The following is an 18,252-nucleotide window of genomic DNA, read 5'->3' on the forward strand; positions in this document are numbered from 1 at the left end:
GAAATGCGCGGACCATTTGCGACGCGAGACAAGGACGAACTGACGCTGCGAGGGCTCGCGCGTTTCCGTTCGATGTCGCTGCTGTGCGCGATGCAGATGGTCTTCCTGCCGGTGTTCAGCGTCCGGCTCCAGGCGCAAACGGCGAATGTGATCACCCCGGACGGGCGCACCGGCACCTCCCTGCAAACCTCCGGCGGCGTTACCAACGTCACGACGTCGACGGTATCAGGCAACAGCGCCTTCAACTCGTTCTCGCAGTTCAGTGTCGGCCAGGGCAACACCGTCAATTTGCAACTGCCGAACGGCACGCAAAACCTCGTCAACATCGTTCGCGACGCGCCGGTCTACGTCAATGGCACGCTCAACTCCTACATGAACGGCGCGATCGGCGGTAATGTCTATTTCGCGGATCCTAAGGGGTTCGTGGTCGGCCGCAGCGGCACGGTGAACACCGGCAGCCTCAACGTGTCGACCCCGACGCGGGAGTTCACCGACAGCCTGATCGGCCCGGGAGGGGCGATCAACGGCACGGCCGTCGGCAATCTGATGGCTGGCTCGTTCCCGGTCTCGCCGGATGGCAACATCCGGATCTACGGCCGGGTCAATGCGATGGATGGCGTCCGCCTGACCGGACAGAACGTCTTTGTCGGCGGTGCCAGCCAGCGCGACATCGCCAACCTCGACCATGCCGCGAAGTTTGCGGCGTCCGTCAACTCGAAGGGATTGCATAGCGCCAGCGCCATCACTGTGAGCAACGGCTCGATCCATATCGGCGCCGTCAACAAGGCCACGGTGAACGGGCGGCTGACCGCGCGCAGCAAGATCACGACGCCGAGCACGATCACGGTCGTCGCCGGCAACAATGCCAAGATAGGCTCGAATGCGAGGTTGAGCACGGCGAGCAAGACGGGGGATGCTGGCGGTGTCCTCGTCAAGGCCGGTAACGATGTGAGCGTGACGAGCGGCGCGAAGATCAACGCCAGCTCGAAAACGGGCAATGCGGGCCTGGTCGAGCTCAGCGGAAACGGCGTCATCGACGTGGGCAGCGGCGTCAGCATCAATCTCAGCGCCCCAAGCGGCCGCGCCGGTACGCTGCTGATCGATCCGACCGATGTGGTCATCGGCGACACGACCCTGGACAGCGGCGCGGGTGTCACGCTGTCGAACACCTCGGTGGCCAACGCCATTGCCGCGCTGAGCGCCGGTGCCACCTATCTCGTCCAGGCCGACAATTCGGTCATACTGGCCGCGCATGCGGTGATCGATGCCCGCAATCTCGACACGGCCACCAAGACGCATTCGGTCGGCAACGCCATCAATGTCGAGATTGACGCTCCGACGATCACTATCAACTACGGCGCCCAGATCCTCGCCCAGGCGATCAACGCCAGCGGAACGACCTATACGAACGGCAATGTGACGCTGGCGGCCACGGCCAGCCAGAACCTGCTGTCCGGCCACGCCTATGCGACGACGGGCATCACGATCGACGGTACGATCACCGGCGGAGATGTCAGCATCGGCGCGACCTCGACAGCCGTCTCGAACATGTTGAGCTCGCTTCCCGGATCGTTCGCTCTGGTCGGCGAGAGTGTTGCGGGGCTGAACCTCGGCGTCAACGGCGGCTACGTCGCAGCGAGCGCGACGGCGAACGTCGCGATCAACCGCCACGCCAATATTTCCGCCAGCGGCAACATCCTGGTCACCGCGACCGGGTCAGAAACGGCGGCGGACCCGGTGCTCGCAGGCACGATTGGCGGTGGCCTTCCGTTCGGCGCGTCGGTCGTGGTCGGCAACGTCATCGGCAACGTCTCCGCCAACGTCGCAAACGGGGCGACGATCAATGCCGGCGGATATCTGAATATCACCTCCACCAACAACGCCACGGTGAATGTCGCCGCGGTCGCGACGACCACCAGCGCGGCTGTGGTCGCGACGTTCGCCTATTCGAACGCTTCGGTGACGACCAGCGCGAATGTCGAAACCGGCGCCCATCTGAGTGCTGGAACGGCGAGCGGTTCGCCGGGCGGCCTCTCCGTCTACGCCATCAACAACAACAGCTTCTCGACGTCGGCGACGTCCGTTGCCCTGGATAATCCGGCGCTCAACGGCGGTGTCGGCGGCGCGATGGCGATGAGCAACATCAACACCTCCGCCAACGCGACCCTGGGCTCATCGCTGGGAACCAGCGCAAACCCGATGACCGGTCCGGTGACGGTCGAGGCCTTCTCGAACACCACGTCGAACTCGACGATGTCGTCGACCATCACCGGCACGCCCACGCTGATTGCGGGCCTGCAGGGGCTTGCGGTCGTCGGCTCCGAGACGGGCAACATCATCGCGCAGCAGATGTTCAGCACGCTGGTCACGTCCGACCTGAACCTCAAGGCCGCCGCGGCGCTGTCGCTTTCCAACAGCACCGAAAGCGCCACGGCGGCGATCGCGCAAAACCCCAGCGGCGGGGCACCCTCGATCTACACGACCGGCAACGTCGCGGTGGTCTCCAACGTGACCGACGTCGGCGTGCGCAGCAACGCGACCTCGGCGGCGATCACCTCGAGCCCCATCGACGGCCAGTCCTACGCGCTGAGCGCAGCCGTGGCCTGGGGCAACTACACCCATAATTCCAATGCCTATGTCGGCGATGGCGTCACGATCAGCGCGCCGAACATCGGTGTCGCCGCAAACACCTCCATGCCGATCACCAATACCTGGACCCAATGGGCCGGGCTGACCGAGGTGATCAGCCACCTCAACGGCAATCTGGGTATTGGCGGCAATATCCTCACCAGCTACGCGAACGCAGGCGCGGACGCCGGCGACACGCTCGGAATTTCCGGATCGCTGAACAACTTCATCGTCCACAACAACACGACAGCGTGGGTTGCGAGCAGCGCAAACCTGAATGCGACCTGCACGGTTGCGACGTGCGGCAGCGGCGCATGGTCGGCCAACCTCAACACGGGCACCCAGCCGTTCGACGCGACGCTCTCCGTCACGGCCGCTTCCTATACCGCCTCGATCGATGCGGCCGGCAATGTCGGCACGCTCGGCTTTCTTCCCGGCAATACCTCGGGCGGCTCGTCGTTCGGCGGCTCGCTCAATCTGGTCCAGATCTCCAACACCACCATCGCGGGCGTTGCCGCCAATGCGACGATGGCGTCGACCGACAACATCTCGGTTGAAGCCGTCACGACCGACCAGTTCTTCGGTGTCGCGCCGACATCGGGCAAGGCCGCCGGTACGCTGGCACTGAACGGCATCACGTCGATGGCGCTGCTCGACAACACGACGCACGCCTCGATCGGCAGCGCAGCCACGGTTTCGGCGCCGACCGTCAACGTCTATGCCGCGCAGGACCTGTCGATGCTGACGATCGCCGGTGCCGTCTCGATCGGCGCCAACTCGGCGGTCGGTCTCGCCGTCGCCTATCTCGGCGCCAACGCCGACACCGCGGCCTATATCGGCGATAACAGCAGCGACATCCGTAACGGTGCATTCAGCACCGACGATCCGTTCTCTGGGACCGGCGGTGGCAGCGGCTCGTTCAGGGCCGACTATCTGACCATTTCGGCGACGACGTCCGGGCGCATCACTGCGGCTTCGGTTGCGGCCGCGATCTCGGAGCCGAGCGTCTCCAGCTTCGCGACCAAGGCGGGGGCGGTGACGGCGGCGGCCACCGGCGGGACCTCGGGCATTGCAGCCGGTGCGGCCAAGGCCGGTTCGACCGGATCGAGCACCAGCGGATTCAGCATCGATCTCGCCGGCAGCTCGTCGGTAAGCGACGTCTCGTTCGCCACCAGCGCCTACATAAAGAACGCCGGGACGATCAACAAATACACCACGACTAGTGCCGTAGAGACCAAGACAATCGTTCAGGCGCTCAACGACACCATCCTGGACAACGGCTCCGGCTCGGCCGCGGCCAACATGGCCGGAAGCGAGGGATCGAACAGCGCGGCCGTTGGCGGCGCAATCGCGTCGGCGACGTCAAACAACGCCACGAGCGCCTATATCAGCGGCACCACACTGAACAACCAGAGCTCGGTGACGGTGCAGGCGCTCAACGGCGGCTCGGAGACCGTTGTCGCCATCGGCGTGGCGGGCGCGCCGGAAGGCAATGCGGCCGCGCTGTCGGCATCCGTCGGCATCGTCACTGACAGCGCCAACGCCTATATCGAGAACTCGACGATCACGGGCCAGTCGACCGGCGTCAACCGCGCGCTTGAGGTCGACGCCTACCAGACGACCAACATCGCGATCGGCGGCGGTTCGCTCTATGTCTCCGGCGGCAAGGCCGGCGTCGGCATCGCACTGACTTATGCCTCGATCGCCAATCCCACCGGCGGAAACGCAACCGACGCGCACATCAGCACGACCGCGATCTCCAACTACGACACCTTGCTGGTGCTGGCCGACAGCGCCGGAGTGATCGCGGCCGGCGCGGCTTCGGGCGGGGCAGGATCCAACGGGCTCGCCGGCGCCATTATCGTTGACGAGGTATCGCCGACCACGACGGCCTATATCAACAGCGGCGCTACGATAAGCATCAGCGTCGGCAGCGTCACGGTGATCGCGGACAGCGGCGATGTGTCGGCGCTGGACACCGCGCTCGGAAATCTCGTCAAGAAGTCGAACAACAACCTGCTCGCCGCGGACACCTGCACGACCGCCGGCGGCACGGGAGGGCAGAACTGCATCGATTTCAGCGCAGCCGCGCTCAATGGTGGAACCAGCAACGGACCGGGCGGCAGCATCATTTCCGTTGCCGGCATCATCCAGGCCGGCAAGAACAATGTCGGCGCCTCGATCATTTACGACACCATCTCGACGACGCATTCGGCCTATATCGCCAACGTGCTCCTGACCGGCCGCGTCAATGTGAGCGCGATCGACGCCTCGAAGATCCAGTCGGTCGGCATCGGCTTCGGCCTCTCCACCGGACAATTCTCCGGCGTCGGCGCCATGACGATCAGCTCGATCACCAACACTGTTTCGGCCGCGATCGGCAACAGTCGTTCGAGCACGACGAATTCGACGATTTCGGGCAACAGCATTTCAGTCACCGCGACCGATAATTCCAGCATTACGGGCAGCGCCGCGGTCGCAGGCGGGTCGACGCAGGGAAGCGCTGCGGGCCTGTCACTCGTCAACAGCAACATCGCCAACAATGTCAGCGCCGGCATCATCGGCTCCAAGGTGAATTCGACCGGTAACATTGCCGTCGGTGCCAGCTCGAACGCCAGCATCTCGACGGTTGCCGTCGGCGTTGCGATCTCCGGGCAGGTCGGGCTTGCGGGGTCGGTGGCCACCAATTTGATGGGAACCAACGTCTCCGCCAGCATCACCGGCGGGGCCGATGTCACCGCAAGCAACAATGTCGCGGTGATCGCTGGCAACACCGACAACGTGGCCGTGATCGCCGGCGCTCTCTCCATCTCCAGGGGCGCGGGTGGCTTTGCCGGCTCGATGGTGACGAACCAGATCACCGGCAGCACGTCGGCCTATATCAGCGGAACGAACACCAAGGTCGATGCGCTCGGAACCAGCTCGACCGGCACGTTGTCGGTCAACAGCGGGACCCTGGCGCACGCCAACGACCTCAGCGGCTTCCAGGCCCCCACCGACAGCACGCCTGACCTGACCGAGACCCAGGACACGGTGAAGGGCCTTGCCGTCGTCGCCAGCTCGCATCAGGCCGTCGTGACCAACGTCGTCTCGCTGGCGGCAGGCAACGGCATCAACATCATGATCAACCCGATCACCTCTGTGATGAGCGGGTCGACCAACGCCTATATCGACGGCGCCAGCATCGATACGCGCCTGACCAGCGCGGGCCTGCTGCCGCAGATCGACGTCGCCGCCTCGAGCTTCTCCTATTCCGGCGCGTTCGGTGCCGGCATCGTGCCTCCGACCGGAAGCGGCGGGGGTGGCGCGACCATCATCTCGACGACGATGTCGCGCACGACGATGGCCACCATCACCAACGCGACCGTCGGCAGCGTTTCGTCGACGACGACCCCGACCGTCGGCGCCGTCACCGTGAAGGCCAATGCCGAGCAGGATGCGTCCTCGATCGCCGTCGGTTTCAACACCGGCTCGGTCGGACTGAACGTCTTCGTCGCCACCACGGAAGCCTATGTCGACGGCGGCGCACTGACGGCCTCGTCGCTCACCGTGACAGCTAACGACACCACCGGCATCTACTCGGCGAACGGGTCGGCCGCCTATGGCAGCCAGGCTGCGGCTTCCGCTGCGTTCCTGGTTCAGGTCTCCGCGAACCGGACCGAAGCCTATGTCGGTGACGAGTTCCACTATCAAGGCAACGGCACGGCGCACACGACCGCGCTGAACCTGAGCGGCGCACTCGACGTCGAGGCCAACACGACCGATCGCTTCCAGGCCTATTCGGTCGGCGGCTCGCTCTCGACCGGGACGGCCGCGATTGCCGGCATGGCGAACATCGAGATCGCCAACAACACAACTATTGCCGGCGTCTACGACACCACGGTGCAATCGCCCACGGGCGGCGCGGCCGGCGCGATCACCATCAATGCCAATGAGGATGTTGCGATCAAGGAGATCGCCGGCGCAATTGCGATCGGCGCCAGCGGTGGCGGGGTCGGCGTCGGTGCTGCGGCCAATGTCATCGTCTTCAAGAGCCAGACCATTGCGGAAAGCCGCAACAGCGACCTCAATTCGTCCGGTGCGATCAATGTCGGCGCGCTCAGCACCAAGGAGGTGCTGTCCTACGCGGTGACCGCCGGCGTCGGCGGCAGCGTCGGCATCGGTGCGACCGTTGGTGTCATCATCATCGGCACCAATACCGCGGATCCCGACACGCAGGGCCAGGAAACCGGGCAGCTCAACCAGGGCGGTACCGGCACCATTGCGTCGGTGAACAACAGCACCAATTCCAGCCACGGTAGCGATGCCGTCGCCAGCGGCACGGCGGGCAATCCGAACAACGCCAATGTGAGCTCGACCTACGACGTCTCGACCGTGCTGACCGGTGGCAATGACGGCGTCACCGCGCAGATCGCGGGCGGCAACGTCACGGGCACGCAGGTCAACGTCGCCGCCACCAGCGCCAACGCGACCAAGATGTACCTGCTCGGCGCCGGCTTCGGCAAGAACGTCGGCATCGGTGCCGGCATCGGCTACACCAGCGTGGACAGCAGCGTGCTCGCCAATCTGAGCGCGATCGTCTCCGCGCCCTCCGTCACCGTCGCGGCACAAGTCAAGGATGCCGGCACCGGACCGTATGCCGGCAAGACCATCGACAGCGAGGCGATCGCCGGCGGCGCGGCGCTTTACTTCGGTGCGGACGCAGCCGTGGCGGTCGGCAATGTCGCCAACACCGTGACGGCCCAGATCGGCGGCTCCGTGACCGGGACGGGCGGCACCGGCGTCGCCGTCATGGCGCTGGACTCCTCGACCCAGAGCGTATTCACGGGCGGCGTCACCGCCGGTTTCGCGGCCGTCGGCGCTTCGATTGCAACCGCCGGACGATCGAGCTCGGTCGCGGCGAAGGTTCTGGACGGCGCCACGGTCAATGTCTCGGCGCTGGCGGTTGGTGCGGCCGGAGTCGGCACGTTAACCACGACCGCAACGGCGCTCGGCGGCGGTATCGTCTCCGGCGTCGGCGCAGACGCGGAGGCCCACGAAAATTCGACTGTGCTTGCGGAAATCGGCTCCGGCTCCTCGATCACCACGTCCGCGACCGGCGCCGGTACGCTGGTGTCGGCGTCGATCACGCCCAATCTGTCGAGCAGCTCGATCGGCGTTTCGGTTGGCGGCGGCGCCGTCGGCGTATCCGTCGCCCAGTCGACGGTCGGAGCCCAGGTCACCGCCGACGTCGGCGACAACACCAGTTTTTCGGGCGGTGCGCTCGCCGTGACGGCGATGGCGCTGGTTCCGACCGGAGGGACGACGACCTACGCCTGGTCGCTCGCGGGCGGCGCCGGCTCGCTGATCGGCGCCCAGGGCAGTTACGCCAAGGCGTCGGAGAACGCCACGGTCAGCGCTTACGGCGGGACCGGGATCACGCTTCCCAATTCCGACGTGGTCATCGCGGCCGAGAACGACAGCGCCCAGTACGCCGAGGCGACCGGTCTTTCGACCGGGTTCCTGGCGTTGGGCGCGACCGTCGCCCAGACGTCGTCGAGCGCACACACCTACGCTTATCTCGGCGCGGGTGCGGTCACGGCCGCGTCGAATACGGGCATTCTCCAGATCACCGCCACAGGCACCGATGCCAACGTCTCCAGTGCGACCGTCGGTGCTGGTGGCACCTATGCCGGCGCCGCGGCCGTCGCGACGACGAGTTCCACCGCCGTGACCAACGCCACGCTCTATGGCAATGCGACTGACGACACGCTCTATTTCGGCGGTCTCAACATCCGCGCCAAGCACACCACGAACTACAGCGCCAGCGGGGATGCCTATCAGGCCTCCACCGCCGGCGTCGCCGGCGGCAGTGCGCAGAACGACGTTACATCGACCACCACCGCCGAGGTCGGCACCCATTTGATCATCAACTCGGCCGGCGGCGACATGGACGTCATCGCCAACGACATCGTCAATCAGGCCGGCGGCGGCGCGCGTTCGGGCTCGGGCGGCATGTTCGCAGGCGCGGCTGCGCTGAGCACCTCGACCGTCACCCAAACCGTCAACACTAACATCGATGCCGGGACGATCCTGAGCCTCAACGCCGATCCGCGAACGACGACGGGCGTGATCAATATCGAGGCCTACAACACGCTGAGCACGTCGGACACGACGAGCCTGGCCACCGCCAGCCTGTTCGCCGGCGGCGACGCCGAATCCGACATGACGGCGAACGCGACGCTCAACGTCAACATTCAGGCCCGAGAGCTGTTCAGCGCCGGCAATATCTATATCGGCTCCGCTTCCCGGATGTCGGCGAACAACTATGCCAACGCCAGCCTCTATGGCGCGATCGGCGGCGTCGGTGCCAGCACCAACGCCTGGGCTCATGCAACCCAGAACGTCACTGTCGGCGGCAGCTCGACGGTGGAAGCCTGGGGCAAGATCAACATCGCCGCGGGCCTGGCGGGCGACGGCAGCGTCTACAGCAGCGTGGCCGCGAACGGGACGACGGTGGTCTACAACAACACGGTCGTTCCCATTTCCGGCCGCTACAGTGGCACGGCCAATGCCGACGACGACACCAGCCTGACGCTCGCGATCGGCTCGAAGGTGCTCGGCGCCAATGACATCTCTCTCACCGCAACTCCGGGCCAGGTCGCGGCCTCCGGCCTCGGCAGCAACTACAATCCCTATCTGGAGATGTTTAGCGCCAAGAACAGCGACAACCACAGCCACACCAATGACGGCGGCACCGGCAATGTCGCGCTCAACGGCCTTGTGGTCGCCGGCATCCACAATGACGAGACCATCACCATCGCACTCGGTGCGAGCACGCCGACCCTGTCCACGACGAGCCCCTACGATCCGCTCTCGCTCGAATACGTTTCCGACGTCAATCATTTCAATCCGGTGATGAGCTGGAACCAGCAGACGGTCCAGTACACCATCGTCGGCGGCTTCAATCCCTACCAGACGATCGTCGGCCAACTCGCAACCTTGAGCGGATTGACCACCACGCAGGTCCAGACCGCTCTCGCCGCGGCCCAGCCCGTCATCACGGTGCAGGGCGCCGATCCGACCGGTGACATCCAGCGACAGGTCAACACGCTGATTCAACAGGCGCCGTTTGCCGCCAACGCGTCAGGCAACGCCTTCGCGTTCGGCGACATCCTGGTGTCGGCGGGCAATGTCTCGATCCTGGCGCAGAGCCTGACCGGGGCAGGGGGCGCTGGCAACGTAGCGCCGTCCGTCATCGCGCGCTCTTCGCCCCTGATCAAGATCGAGAACCAGGGTCTCGACTTCATCGCCCTGTCGAACCTCACGATCACCAATGTAAGCGGCGGGCTGGTCACTCACCCGGACGTCGCCGCAGACTCGTCGTCCAACGTGACCTTCACGTCCAACAACACCGCGACGCCGCTCATCGACATCTCGGCGATCTACAACCGCAAGGATCCCAATACCGGTCTCGGCGTCGACCAGAACGGCAATACGCTGACCCGCACGCCCGACATCTATTTTGACGGCGTCGTCACCAACGAGCAGGGGCTGCTCAAGATCACCAACAATCTCGGCAACGTCGTGGCGTCGCAGACCTTCGATGCTGCGACGATCCAGATGGTCGTTCCGAACGGCTCGTTCACCTTCAACGGCGGCGTCGGCAGCATCTTCAGCTCTAACCACGACGTGGCCTCGCAATGGGCCAACACCGAATACAAGCCGGCCGACAACGACACGCTGACGGCGGTGATGGCGGCGGCGACCTATCTCGGCGCCTATGGCGCTTACGATAGCGGCGTGCATATCGCCTCCGGCGGCAATCACCCCTATTCCTACTATTGCTGCGCATCCGGCAGTGAGGGCGTCGCCGGCACGGCGAGCAACAGCACGGTCTTCACCGCGCGCTTGCTGGATCTGTATTACGACGGCGTTTCGCTCTATTCGGCGATCTTCCTGCCGACGGGTTCGGGCGCGCCGGGCAACGGCAATGCCAGCGCCGGCAGTGTACCCAGCACGAGCACGCTGGCGACGATCGAAGGCCCGACCGTCCAGACCATCTCCACCGCCCCATGGGAGCGGCACACTTATGACGGCCAGGGCGTCTATAGCGGCAACAGTCCGTTCAACTGCTCGGGATGCGGGGCCTATTTCCAGGTCATCAACATCCAGAATGACGTGATCACACCGAAGACCGCGGACACGGCGACCAACGCGCCCGCGAACGCGCCCTTTATTGTCGGCAAGGCGATCATTCTGTCGGCGTCGGTGCTCAACATCAACGGTACGATCCAGAGCGGCTCGAGCAGCAACTACTCGGTCAATATCGGCACCAGCGCGTTGAACGCGATCAACGCGATCAAGGCTGACAGCGCGACCCTTGCTGCCGACCAGGCCGCCGCACTTCACGGTAATTATGTCGATCTGACGCAGTATCTGACCAAGGCAAACAGCAGCGACGTGCAGATCAGCGCCAAGTACAACGCCGCCACCGACCAGATCCTGCTGAACAGCGTGGTGCAGGGCTCGGGGGGCTACGTCTACCTGAACGGCAAGATCATCTCGACCTCGACCCAGAACAACGTCTCGCAGGGCAATATCATCGTCAACGGCGGCGCCGGCACGATCACGGTGAACAACACCACCGGCGTCCAGCTCGTCACCAACACCATCAATACCGGTGTGAGCGCTGCCAGCGTGATCGAGATCGTCGACCAGCTCAAGCAACAGACGACTTGGTATGTCTACAATCCGGCGGCGCCGGGCGGCCAGCAGGTGTCGACGTACCAGACCAACAGCGTCAACGCGAGCCAGTACACCTCCTCGATGCTCGCCGGAACGAGCGGCACGTCGGGCCTCCAGTACACGCCGCAAGCCAACCTGTACTATCAGTGGGTCGACACGGCGACGCTGGATCGTTCGACCAGCGCCACGCAGTTCGACTACGGCTGGACCTACACGCCCAATTCGACCACCGGCGCGATCTGGACCCGCACGACGAGCCTGGTCTCGAACGTGCAGCAGGTTGCCAACGGTACCACCACCGGCCAGTTGCAGAGCTCGAACTACCAGGAGGTCGTCACCGCGACCGGCTCGGCGCATGGCGGCGGTGGCAACACCCATTCCGGCAAGTGCTGCGGCGCGGATGGCCAATACGACTGGTTCCAAGAGATCTTCGATCATTTGACCCTCACGCTGACGAACACGGTCAAGGCCTCGAACCCGATCAACATCCAGTTCAACGGCGGCGGCACCAGCACGGTTGCGGTCACGTCGAACTCCGGCATCGTCATCAACGGACCGATCAACAACCTCCAGGGCACGACCTCGGTTACGGCCACTGGCGCCAACTCGGCCATCACCGTCGGTGCGAACGCGAACAACCCGACGATCTCGGGCACGAGCGTGACGCTTTCTGCGCCGGGCGGCATCGGCACGATCGGTTCGGGCGGAACGGCTGTCTCCGTACAGGTCTATGGCGGCAGCCTTACCGCCACCACCATCGACCACGACATCGCAATCGCGGCCGTCGGCTCGCTGTCGATCAACCAGGTGAAGGTGAATTCGACGGTGGCCGGCAACGCGCCGCAGGGCAGCGTCTTCATCTCGGCGACCGGCGACATCAACTCGGCGTCGGCCTACGACGTTGCCACCCCCGTCGTGATCGGCAAGAACATCGAGATCGACTCCACCAATGGTGCGATCGGCGCGATATCCGGTGTCAGCAACGGCACCGCCGTGCTCACCAACATCAATCCGCTGGTGATCCAGGCGACGGGGACGACGCTGATCGACGGCAGCGTCGACGGCGGCATCCTCAACAGCTCCTCGAAGACCGGCACCTATATCGTGCAGTCCAAGGGCGATTTGCGGCTCGGCACGGTCGCGTCGACAGCCGGCCCGGTCTTCCTGGAAGCCGCCGCCTCCGACGGCAATCACGCCAGCATCCTGAACGGCCTGTCGTCCGGCGGTCTCACCGCCGAGCAGAGCGCGCATCTGGCGGATGTCTGGACCAGCCTCGACCTGCTCAGCGGCAATGCCGCCACCGTCGCCGTCAACAGCTACCAGTCGATGGTGACGGCAGCCTACAACGACTACTTCCAGCTCCAGAACCAGGTCTTCCGCGTCAACTCCAGCACTCACGCGCTCGAGTACAATCCGACCACGGTTGGTTTCAACATGCTGCGTGCGCAGGTTGCCGCCAAGCTCGGCATTACCGATCCGTCCACGGTCTCGACGACGCAGATGCAGAACGAGGCCACGACGCGCTTGGTGAAAGACCAGTTCCTGCTCGGCATGATCGACACCGATCAAGTCAAGGCCTCGCTGACCACAGTGTTAGGCACCGCGCCCACGGACCCGCTGGCAACGCTGTTCGGCAGCTCGCTCTCGTCGACCCTATTCACCAAGTTGTTCGACGGCGTCGCGACTGGCAATCAGTTCATGCCGACCAACACGACCTTGCAGACGGCGCTTACGAGCTACAGTGCGAACTACACCTATACGCTCGCCTCGACCGAGAAGGTCTACGGCATCATCACGTCGGGCTCGCAGTGGACACAGAGCCAGCTCGCCTACACGGTCTCGTCGTCGGCCGTCGGTGCACCGCCGCCGCCGATCACCGACGATGTCATGGCCAACATCAGGGCCAGCCAGGTCATGCTGTACACGCCGAATGGTTCGGTCGGCCAACTGGCGGCGCCGCAGACGTTCAATTTCACCAGCGTCAATGCTTCGTCGCTGACGGCCGCCCAGAAGGGCCTGCTCGCATCGGCCGGTCCCGGGCAACTCACCGTCGACTCGGTTACGGACCCGACGACCGGCGTCGTGACCTATAACGTGACGCTGTCGCAGCAGAGCCTCGTCATCCTCGACGATCCGGCCGCGGTCACGGCCAAGGCGCTGTCGGAGGTCTATCTCGGCAGCAAGAACAGCCTCGTGCTCGGCGGCATCGCGGCTGCGACCTACGGTCCAATCGCCGCCGCGCAAGCCAATGGCGTGCAAGTGACCGGCACGGGCGACGTCAAGCTTGACGCCGTCGCCAACATCTCCGCGGGCGTGACCGGCGTGCCGCTGATCTCCGGTGACATTCCGAACCTGACCCTGATCGCCGAGCACGGTAACATCGGCAGCGCCGGTGCCGCGGGAAGCGATCCGGCGGCCAACGCGAGCGCGATTCAGATCGCCTTCGCGAATCCGGCCACCGATCATCTCGACCAGGTGTCGTCCGGACTGGGTGTCTATGTGAAGCAGACCACCGGCGACCTCGTCCTCGGTAACGTCTCGGCGACCGGTACGATCCAGCTTGCCGCGACCGGCAGCATCTATGCCGAAGGCGGAACCAATTTTGCCGATCGGACGGCGCCGCATATCGTGGGCACGGACCTCGATCTGCGCGCGGGTGGCGACATCAGCTTCAACGGCACCACCTTCCAGCCCCTGCAGGTGCAGATCTCCGGCGCGCTCACCGGCTCTGCGGTCGGCGACCTCAGCATCCTGGTGGTGGCGCACGATCTCACGGTCGGCGCGACTGGCACCTACGGCCCGCTCACCGCGGGCGGTACGCTGACGCTGAACGTGCCGCACGGCGCGATCAGCATCAACGCCGATGTCACCAGCGTCGGCCTGATGCAGCTGCTCGCCAACGGCGCCGTGACGTTCGCCGACGGCACCGGTGCGGCGCCGGTGGTGGCGACCAGCTCCTCCGGCGGCGTGACGCTGGTCGCGTCAACGCTGTCGATGGGCGCCTCTTCGGCGATCGACGCGGCCGGGGTGATCTCCGTGACCACCACGGGCGACGCCACGATCGGCCAGCTCAACTCGTCGCTGTCCTATGCGGCGGCCTCGAATGCGCCGTCGATCATCGTCAGCGCCGGCGGCGTGGCCTCGCTGGGCGCGATCCTTGGCAATGGCGACGGCCAGACCAGCTTTGTGGCCTCTGGCTCGGGCGCTGAAGTGTCGCTGTCGGCGTCGAACGGCATCGGCAGCTCGACTGGCCGGATGGGCTTCAGCGCCGCGCTGCTGACCGCGAGCACGAGCGCCGGCGGCATCTACCTGAAGGCCTTCACCGACACCGAGGCGACCTTGCTGTCGGCAGTGAAGGGCAGTGTCGACATCCTCGGCACCGGCGCCCTGACGCTCGATCAGGTCGTCGCCGGCACGGCGTCGGGCGCGAGCGGCAGCCTCAGTGCAGTGACCAACAATGGCAGCATCGTGATCGGCACCGCCAGCAGCAGCGGCTCCCAGACGGTCCATGCCAGTCAGAACGTGATGTTCAAGGCGCTGGCCGCCACCGGCAACACGGGCGACGTCGGCAATATCAACGTCACCGCGGACAATGGCTTCATCCTGGCGCAGACCGTGACGACCGGCGGCGTGACGACGCTGGGCTCGGTCTCGGCCAACGGCGCGGCCGCGTTGGTTGCCGGCACGACCATCACCGGCAACACGCTTGCCGCCACGACCGGCTCGGGCCTGTTGGCGGCCGGCGGCCCGATCAACTGGAATACGCTCAACGTCGGAACGTCGCTAGGCGCGACCGCAGGCCAGGGCAGCATCACCTTCAAGACCGCGCAAAGCGGCGGCACGCAGACGGTCCACGCCCACGATAACGTGACGTTCAACGCACTGACGGCTACCGGCATCACCGGCGATACCGGCAGCATCAACGTTACCGCCGCCAACGGCTTCATCCAGGCGCAGACGGTGATGGCCGGTGGCGTCGTGACGCAGGGCTCCGTCGCCGCCAACGGCTCCGCCACGCTGATCGCGGCGTTGTCGAACACCGGCCACAATCTCACGGCGACAACGGGCAATGCAGTGCTGCGCGGCACCGTGATCAACTGGGACAATCTCAACGTCGGCGGTACGCTCGGCATCACCGCGACGACGGGCGGCATCACTCTCGGAACGGCCGTCAGTGGCGGGACGCAGACCCTGCATGCCGTGACCGATATCGCCTTCACCCAGCTCACCACCACGGGCATCCCGGGCGATGCCGGCGATATCGACCTGCGGTCCGACACCGGCTCTCTCCGTGGCGGATCGATCTCCGCCAACGGCGACACGCATTTCGACGCGGCCGGTTCGATCGCGTTCGACCGGATCCGCGGCAACACGATCAAGCTGTCCTCGCCGGGTGACCTGACGATCGGCTTCGTCAGCGTGGTCAGGGAGCTCGACCTCGCGGCCAACACCATCAACGTCAAGGGCGAGCAAATTGCTTCGACGCCGGCCATTCCGCTGATCATGAACGTTACCGGCTACAATGGCGGGACGGCGAAGTCTGCCAATGTCTCGATCGATCCGGACTCCATCATCATCAATCAGTTCAACGTGGTGGACGCGAACTTCCTGACCGATGCGCGGGCCGTCTCGATCCTCAACGGCTACGTGCCGGGCCAGCTCGTTCTCACCACGGCGACCCAGCAGGTGCTGCTGAACAACCGGTCGCCGGCGCCGACGGACTGGCCGTCGCTCCAGCTCTATCAGCCGGGTGGCGTGTTCACGATGAGCCAGGTCGGCAACGCCAATGTCAGCAATGCCTATGTGGTGTTCTACACCGGCGATATCTCGGCGACCGTTACCAATTACGGCCCGACCCACACCTGCGGTAGCGACTTCACCGGCGCCAGCATGATGCGCAACGTCTCCGTCGACGGCGAGGGCAATGAGAGCATCGACACCTGGCTGGCGCAGAAGAGCGGAGGGGCGTTCTACCAGCTCGGTCTCTCCGGTCACGCACGGCTCGATGCGCTGTTGTCGCCGCGGCCGGTCGAGACGATCGGGTCCGGTCCCGCCGTCAACGTCGAGGGCCTCAGCGACATGCGCAAGTTGCGCCGCCAGGGGCAGCGGATGGGGCGCTCGGGTTGGAAGGATGCGGCGGTCGACGTGATGACGAAGCCGGCTATCGGCCGTCTTGCCGAGGCGTGGTAACGGGAATGGAGATGCGGGTTCTGAGGGCAGCGTTAGGGGTGGGTCTTGCAGCGTCCTGCATCGTGCAGGCGCGCGCGCAGGTGCCTTCGATCAACCCCGGTGTGATCCAGCAAGACGTCGACCGGCAGCGGCGGCAGCTCGAGCAGCAGAGCGCGCCGCCGAAGCTCAATGGGCCTGCCGTGATCGGCGGCGAGCGCGAAAAATCCCCGCTCCTCAAGCCGGGCGGGCCGAAATTCCGCCTGCGCAAGGTCGCGTTCGATACATCCAAATTCATCACGCCGGCGGAGCTCGACGAGATCGCGAAGAAATATGTCGGCAAGAATGTCGACATCGCGTCGCTGTTGCAGCTCGTCGCCGACATCAATGCCATCTACACCGCGCGCGGCATCGTCACGGGCATCGCGACGCTGCCGGAGCAGGATCCCAGGGACGGGGTGGTCAGGGTCAAGCTGACCGAAGGCCGGCTCCAGAAGACGACCATCGAGGGTAACAAGCAGACGCGCACCGATTACATCCTCCAGCGCGTCAAGGAGCCCGAAGGCGAAGTCCTCGACGTGCCAAAGCTCAATCGCGACGTGATCTGGTTCAACCGGACCAATGACGTGCAGATCAAGGCGTTGCTCCAGCCCGGCACGACCTTTGGCCTGACCGACCTCCAGTTCGCGGTGATCGAGCCGCTGGTCGATACCTTGCAGCTCTTCGTCGACAACCAGGGCGTGGAGAATACCGGCCGCTGGGAAGGCGGCGCCTTCTACAAGCGCCACGGCCTGTTCGGTGTCGACGACCGTCTGACCTTCTATGGCGTCCGCTCCGACGGCAACCTCAACGGCAACGTCGCCTACAGCATTCCGGTCAACCCCTGGGGTGGGCGCGCCGGTGTCAGCTATACCGAAGGCAAGATCAAGATCATCGAGGGCCCGTTCGTCGCGCTCGACGTCACCGGACGATCGAGCCAGGCCGCGGTCAATTTCAGCCAGCCGGTCTGGGTGACGCAGAACTGGCTGGTGCTGCTCAACGCCGCCGAGACCGAAGGCAAGACGGTGAGCCGTTTCTCTTCGGTCGCGGTGACCGACGACCACTACGACAAGGCCACCGCCGGCGTCTCGGTGACCAATTCCGGCAATACCTATTCGATCACGGTCTCGCCCGCCGTGAACTACATCGCTTGGCAAGACCACGTGCTCGGCAACAACCGCGCGTTCAATACCTATACCGGCTCGATGATCGCGACCAGCGCGGCGGGACCTGCCAATTTCACCGCCAACGTGCTGGCGAGCTGGCAGTACACGCAGGAAAAGCTTCTGCCCGGCGACCAGATCTTTACGATCGGCGGCCCGACGACGGTGCGCGGCTATCCGACCAACGCGGCATCCGGCGACAGCGGCTACTACTTCAACGCCGAGCTGCACTACAATTGGTCAGCGCTGCTCAGGGGTTTTGATACCTACGTCTTCACCGATTGGGGCGCGGTGTACTCGACATTCCCGGGCATCACCGAATTGAGCTCGGTCGGCGTCGGCTTCTCCTGGACCTACGCGCAGTTCATGACATTCGAGGCCAATTATGCGACGCCGCTGAAGATGGCGGTCTCCACCCAGCGGCACTATGAGGCCTATGGCCGCATCATCTTCCGCCCGCTGTTGATGTTCGAGAAGCAGCAAAACGCTGCGCCGGCGACGATTGCCGACAAGGGCAAGTCGTAGGGCG

2 protein-coding genes are annotated in these 18,252 nt (G+C 65.0%); both read left to right on the forward strand.

Going from position 1 to position 18,252, the window contains the following annotated elements:
• The first annotated feature begins 3 nt into the window (after positions 1-3).
• A complete protein-coding gene (locus UB31_RS16670) occupies positions 4-16,545 on the forward strand; it encodes a leukotoxin LktA family filamentous adhesin (protein ID WP_045011613.1) in 16,542 nt (5,513 codons plus the stop codon).
• An 11-nt stretch (positions 16,546-16,556) separates the two neighbouring features.
• On the forward strand, positions 16,557-18,248 hold the full coding sequence (locus tag UB31_RS16675) for a ShlB/FhaC/HecB family hemolysin secretion/activation protein (protein WP_045011614.1): 1,692 nt from the start codon (positions 16,557-16,559) through the stop codon (positions 18,246-18,248).
• The last annotated feature ends 4 nt before the right edge of the window (positions 18,249-18,252 follow it).

It is taken from the genome of Bradyrhizobium sp. LTSP849 (assembly GCF_000938255.1).
Taxonomy (GTDB): Bacteria; Pseudomonadota; Alphaproteobacteria; order Rhizobiales; family Xanthobacteraceae; genus Bradyrhizobium.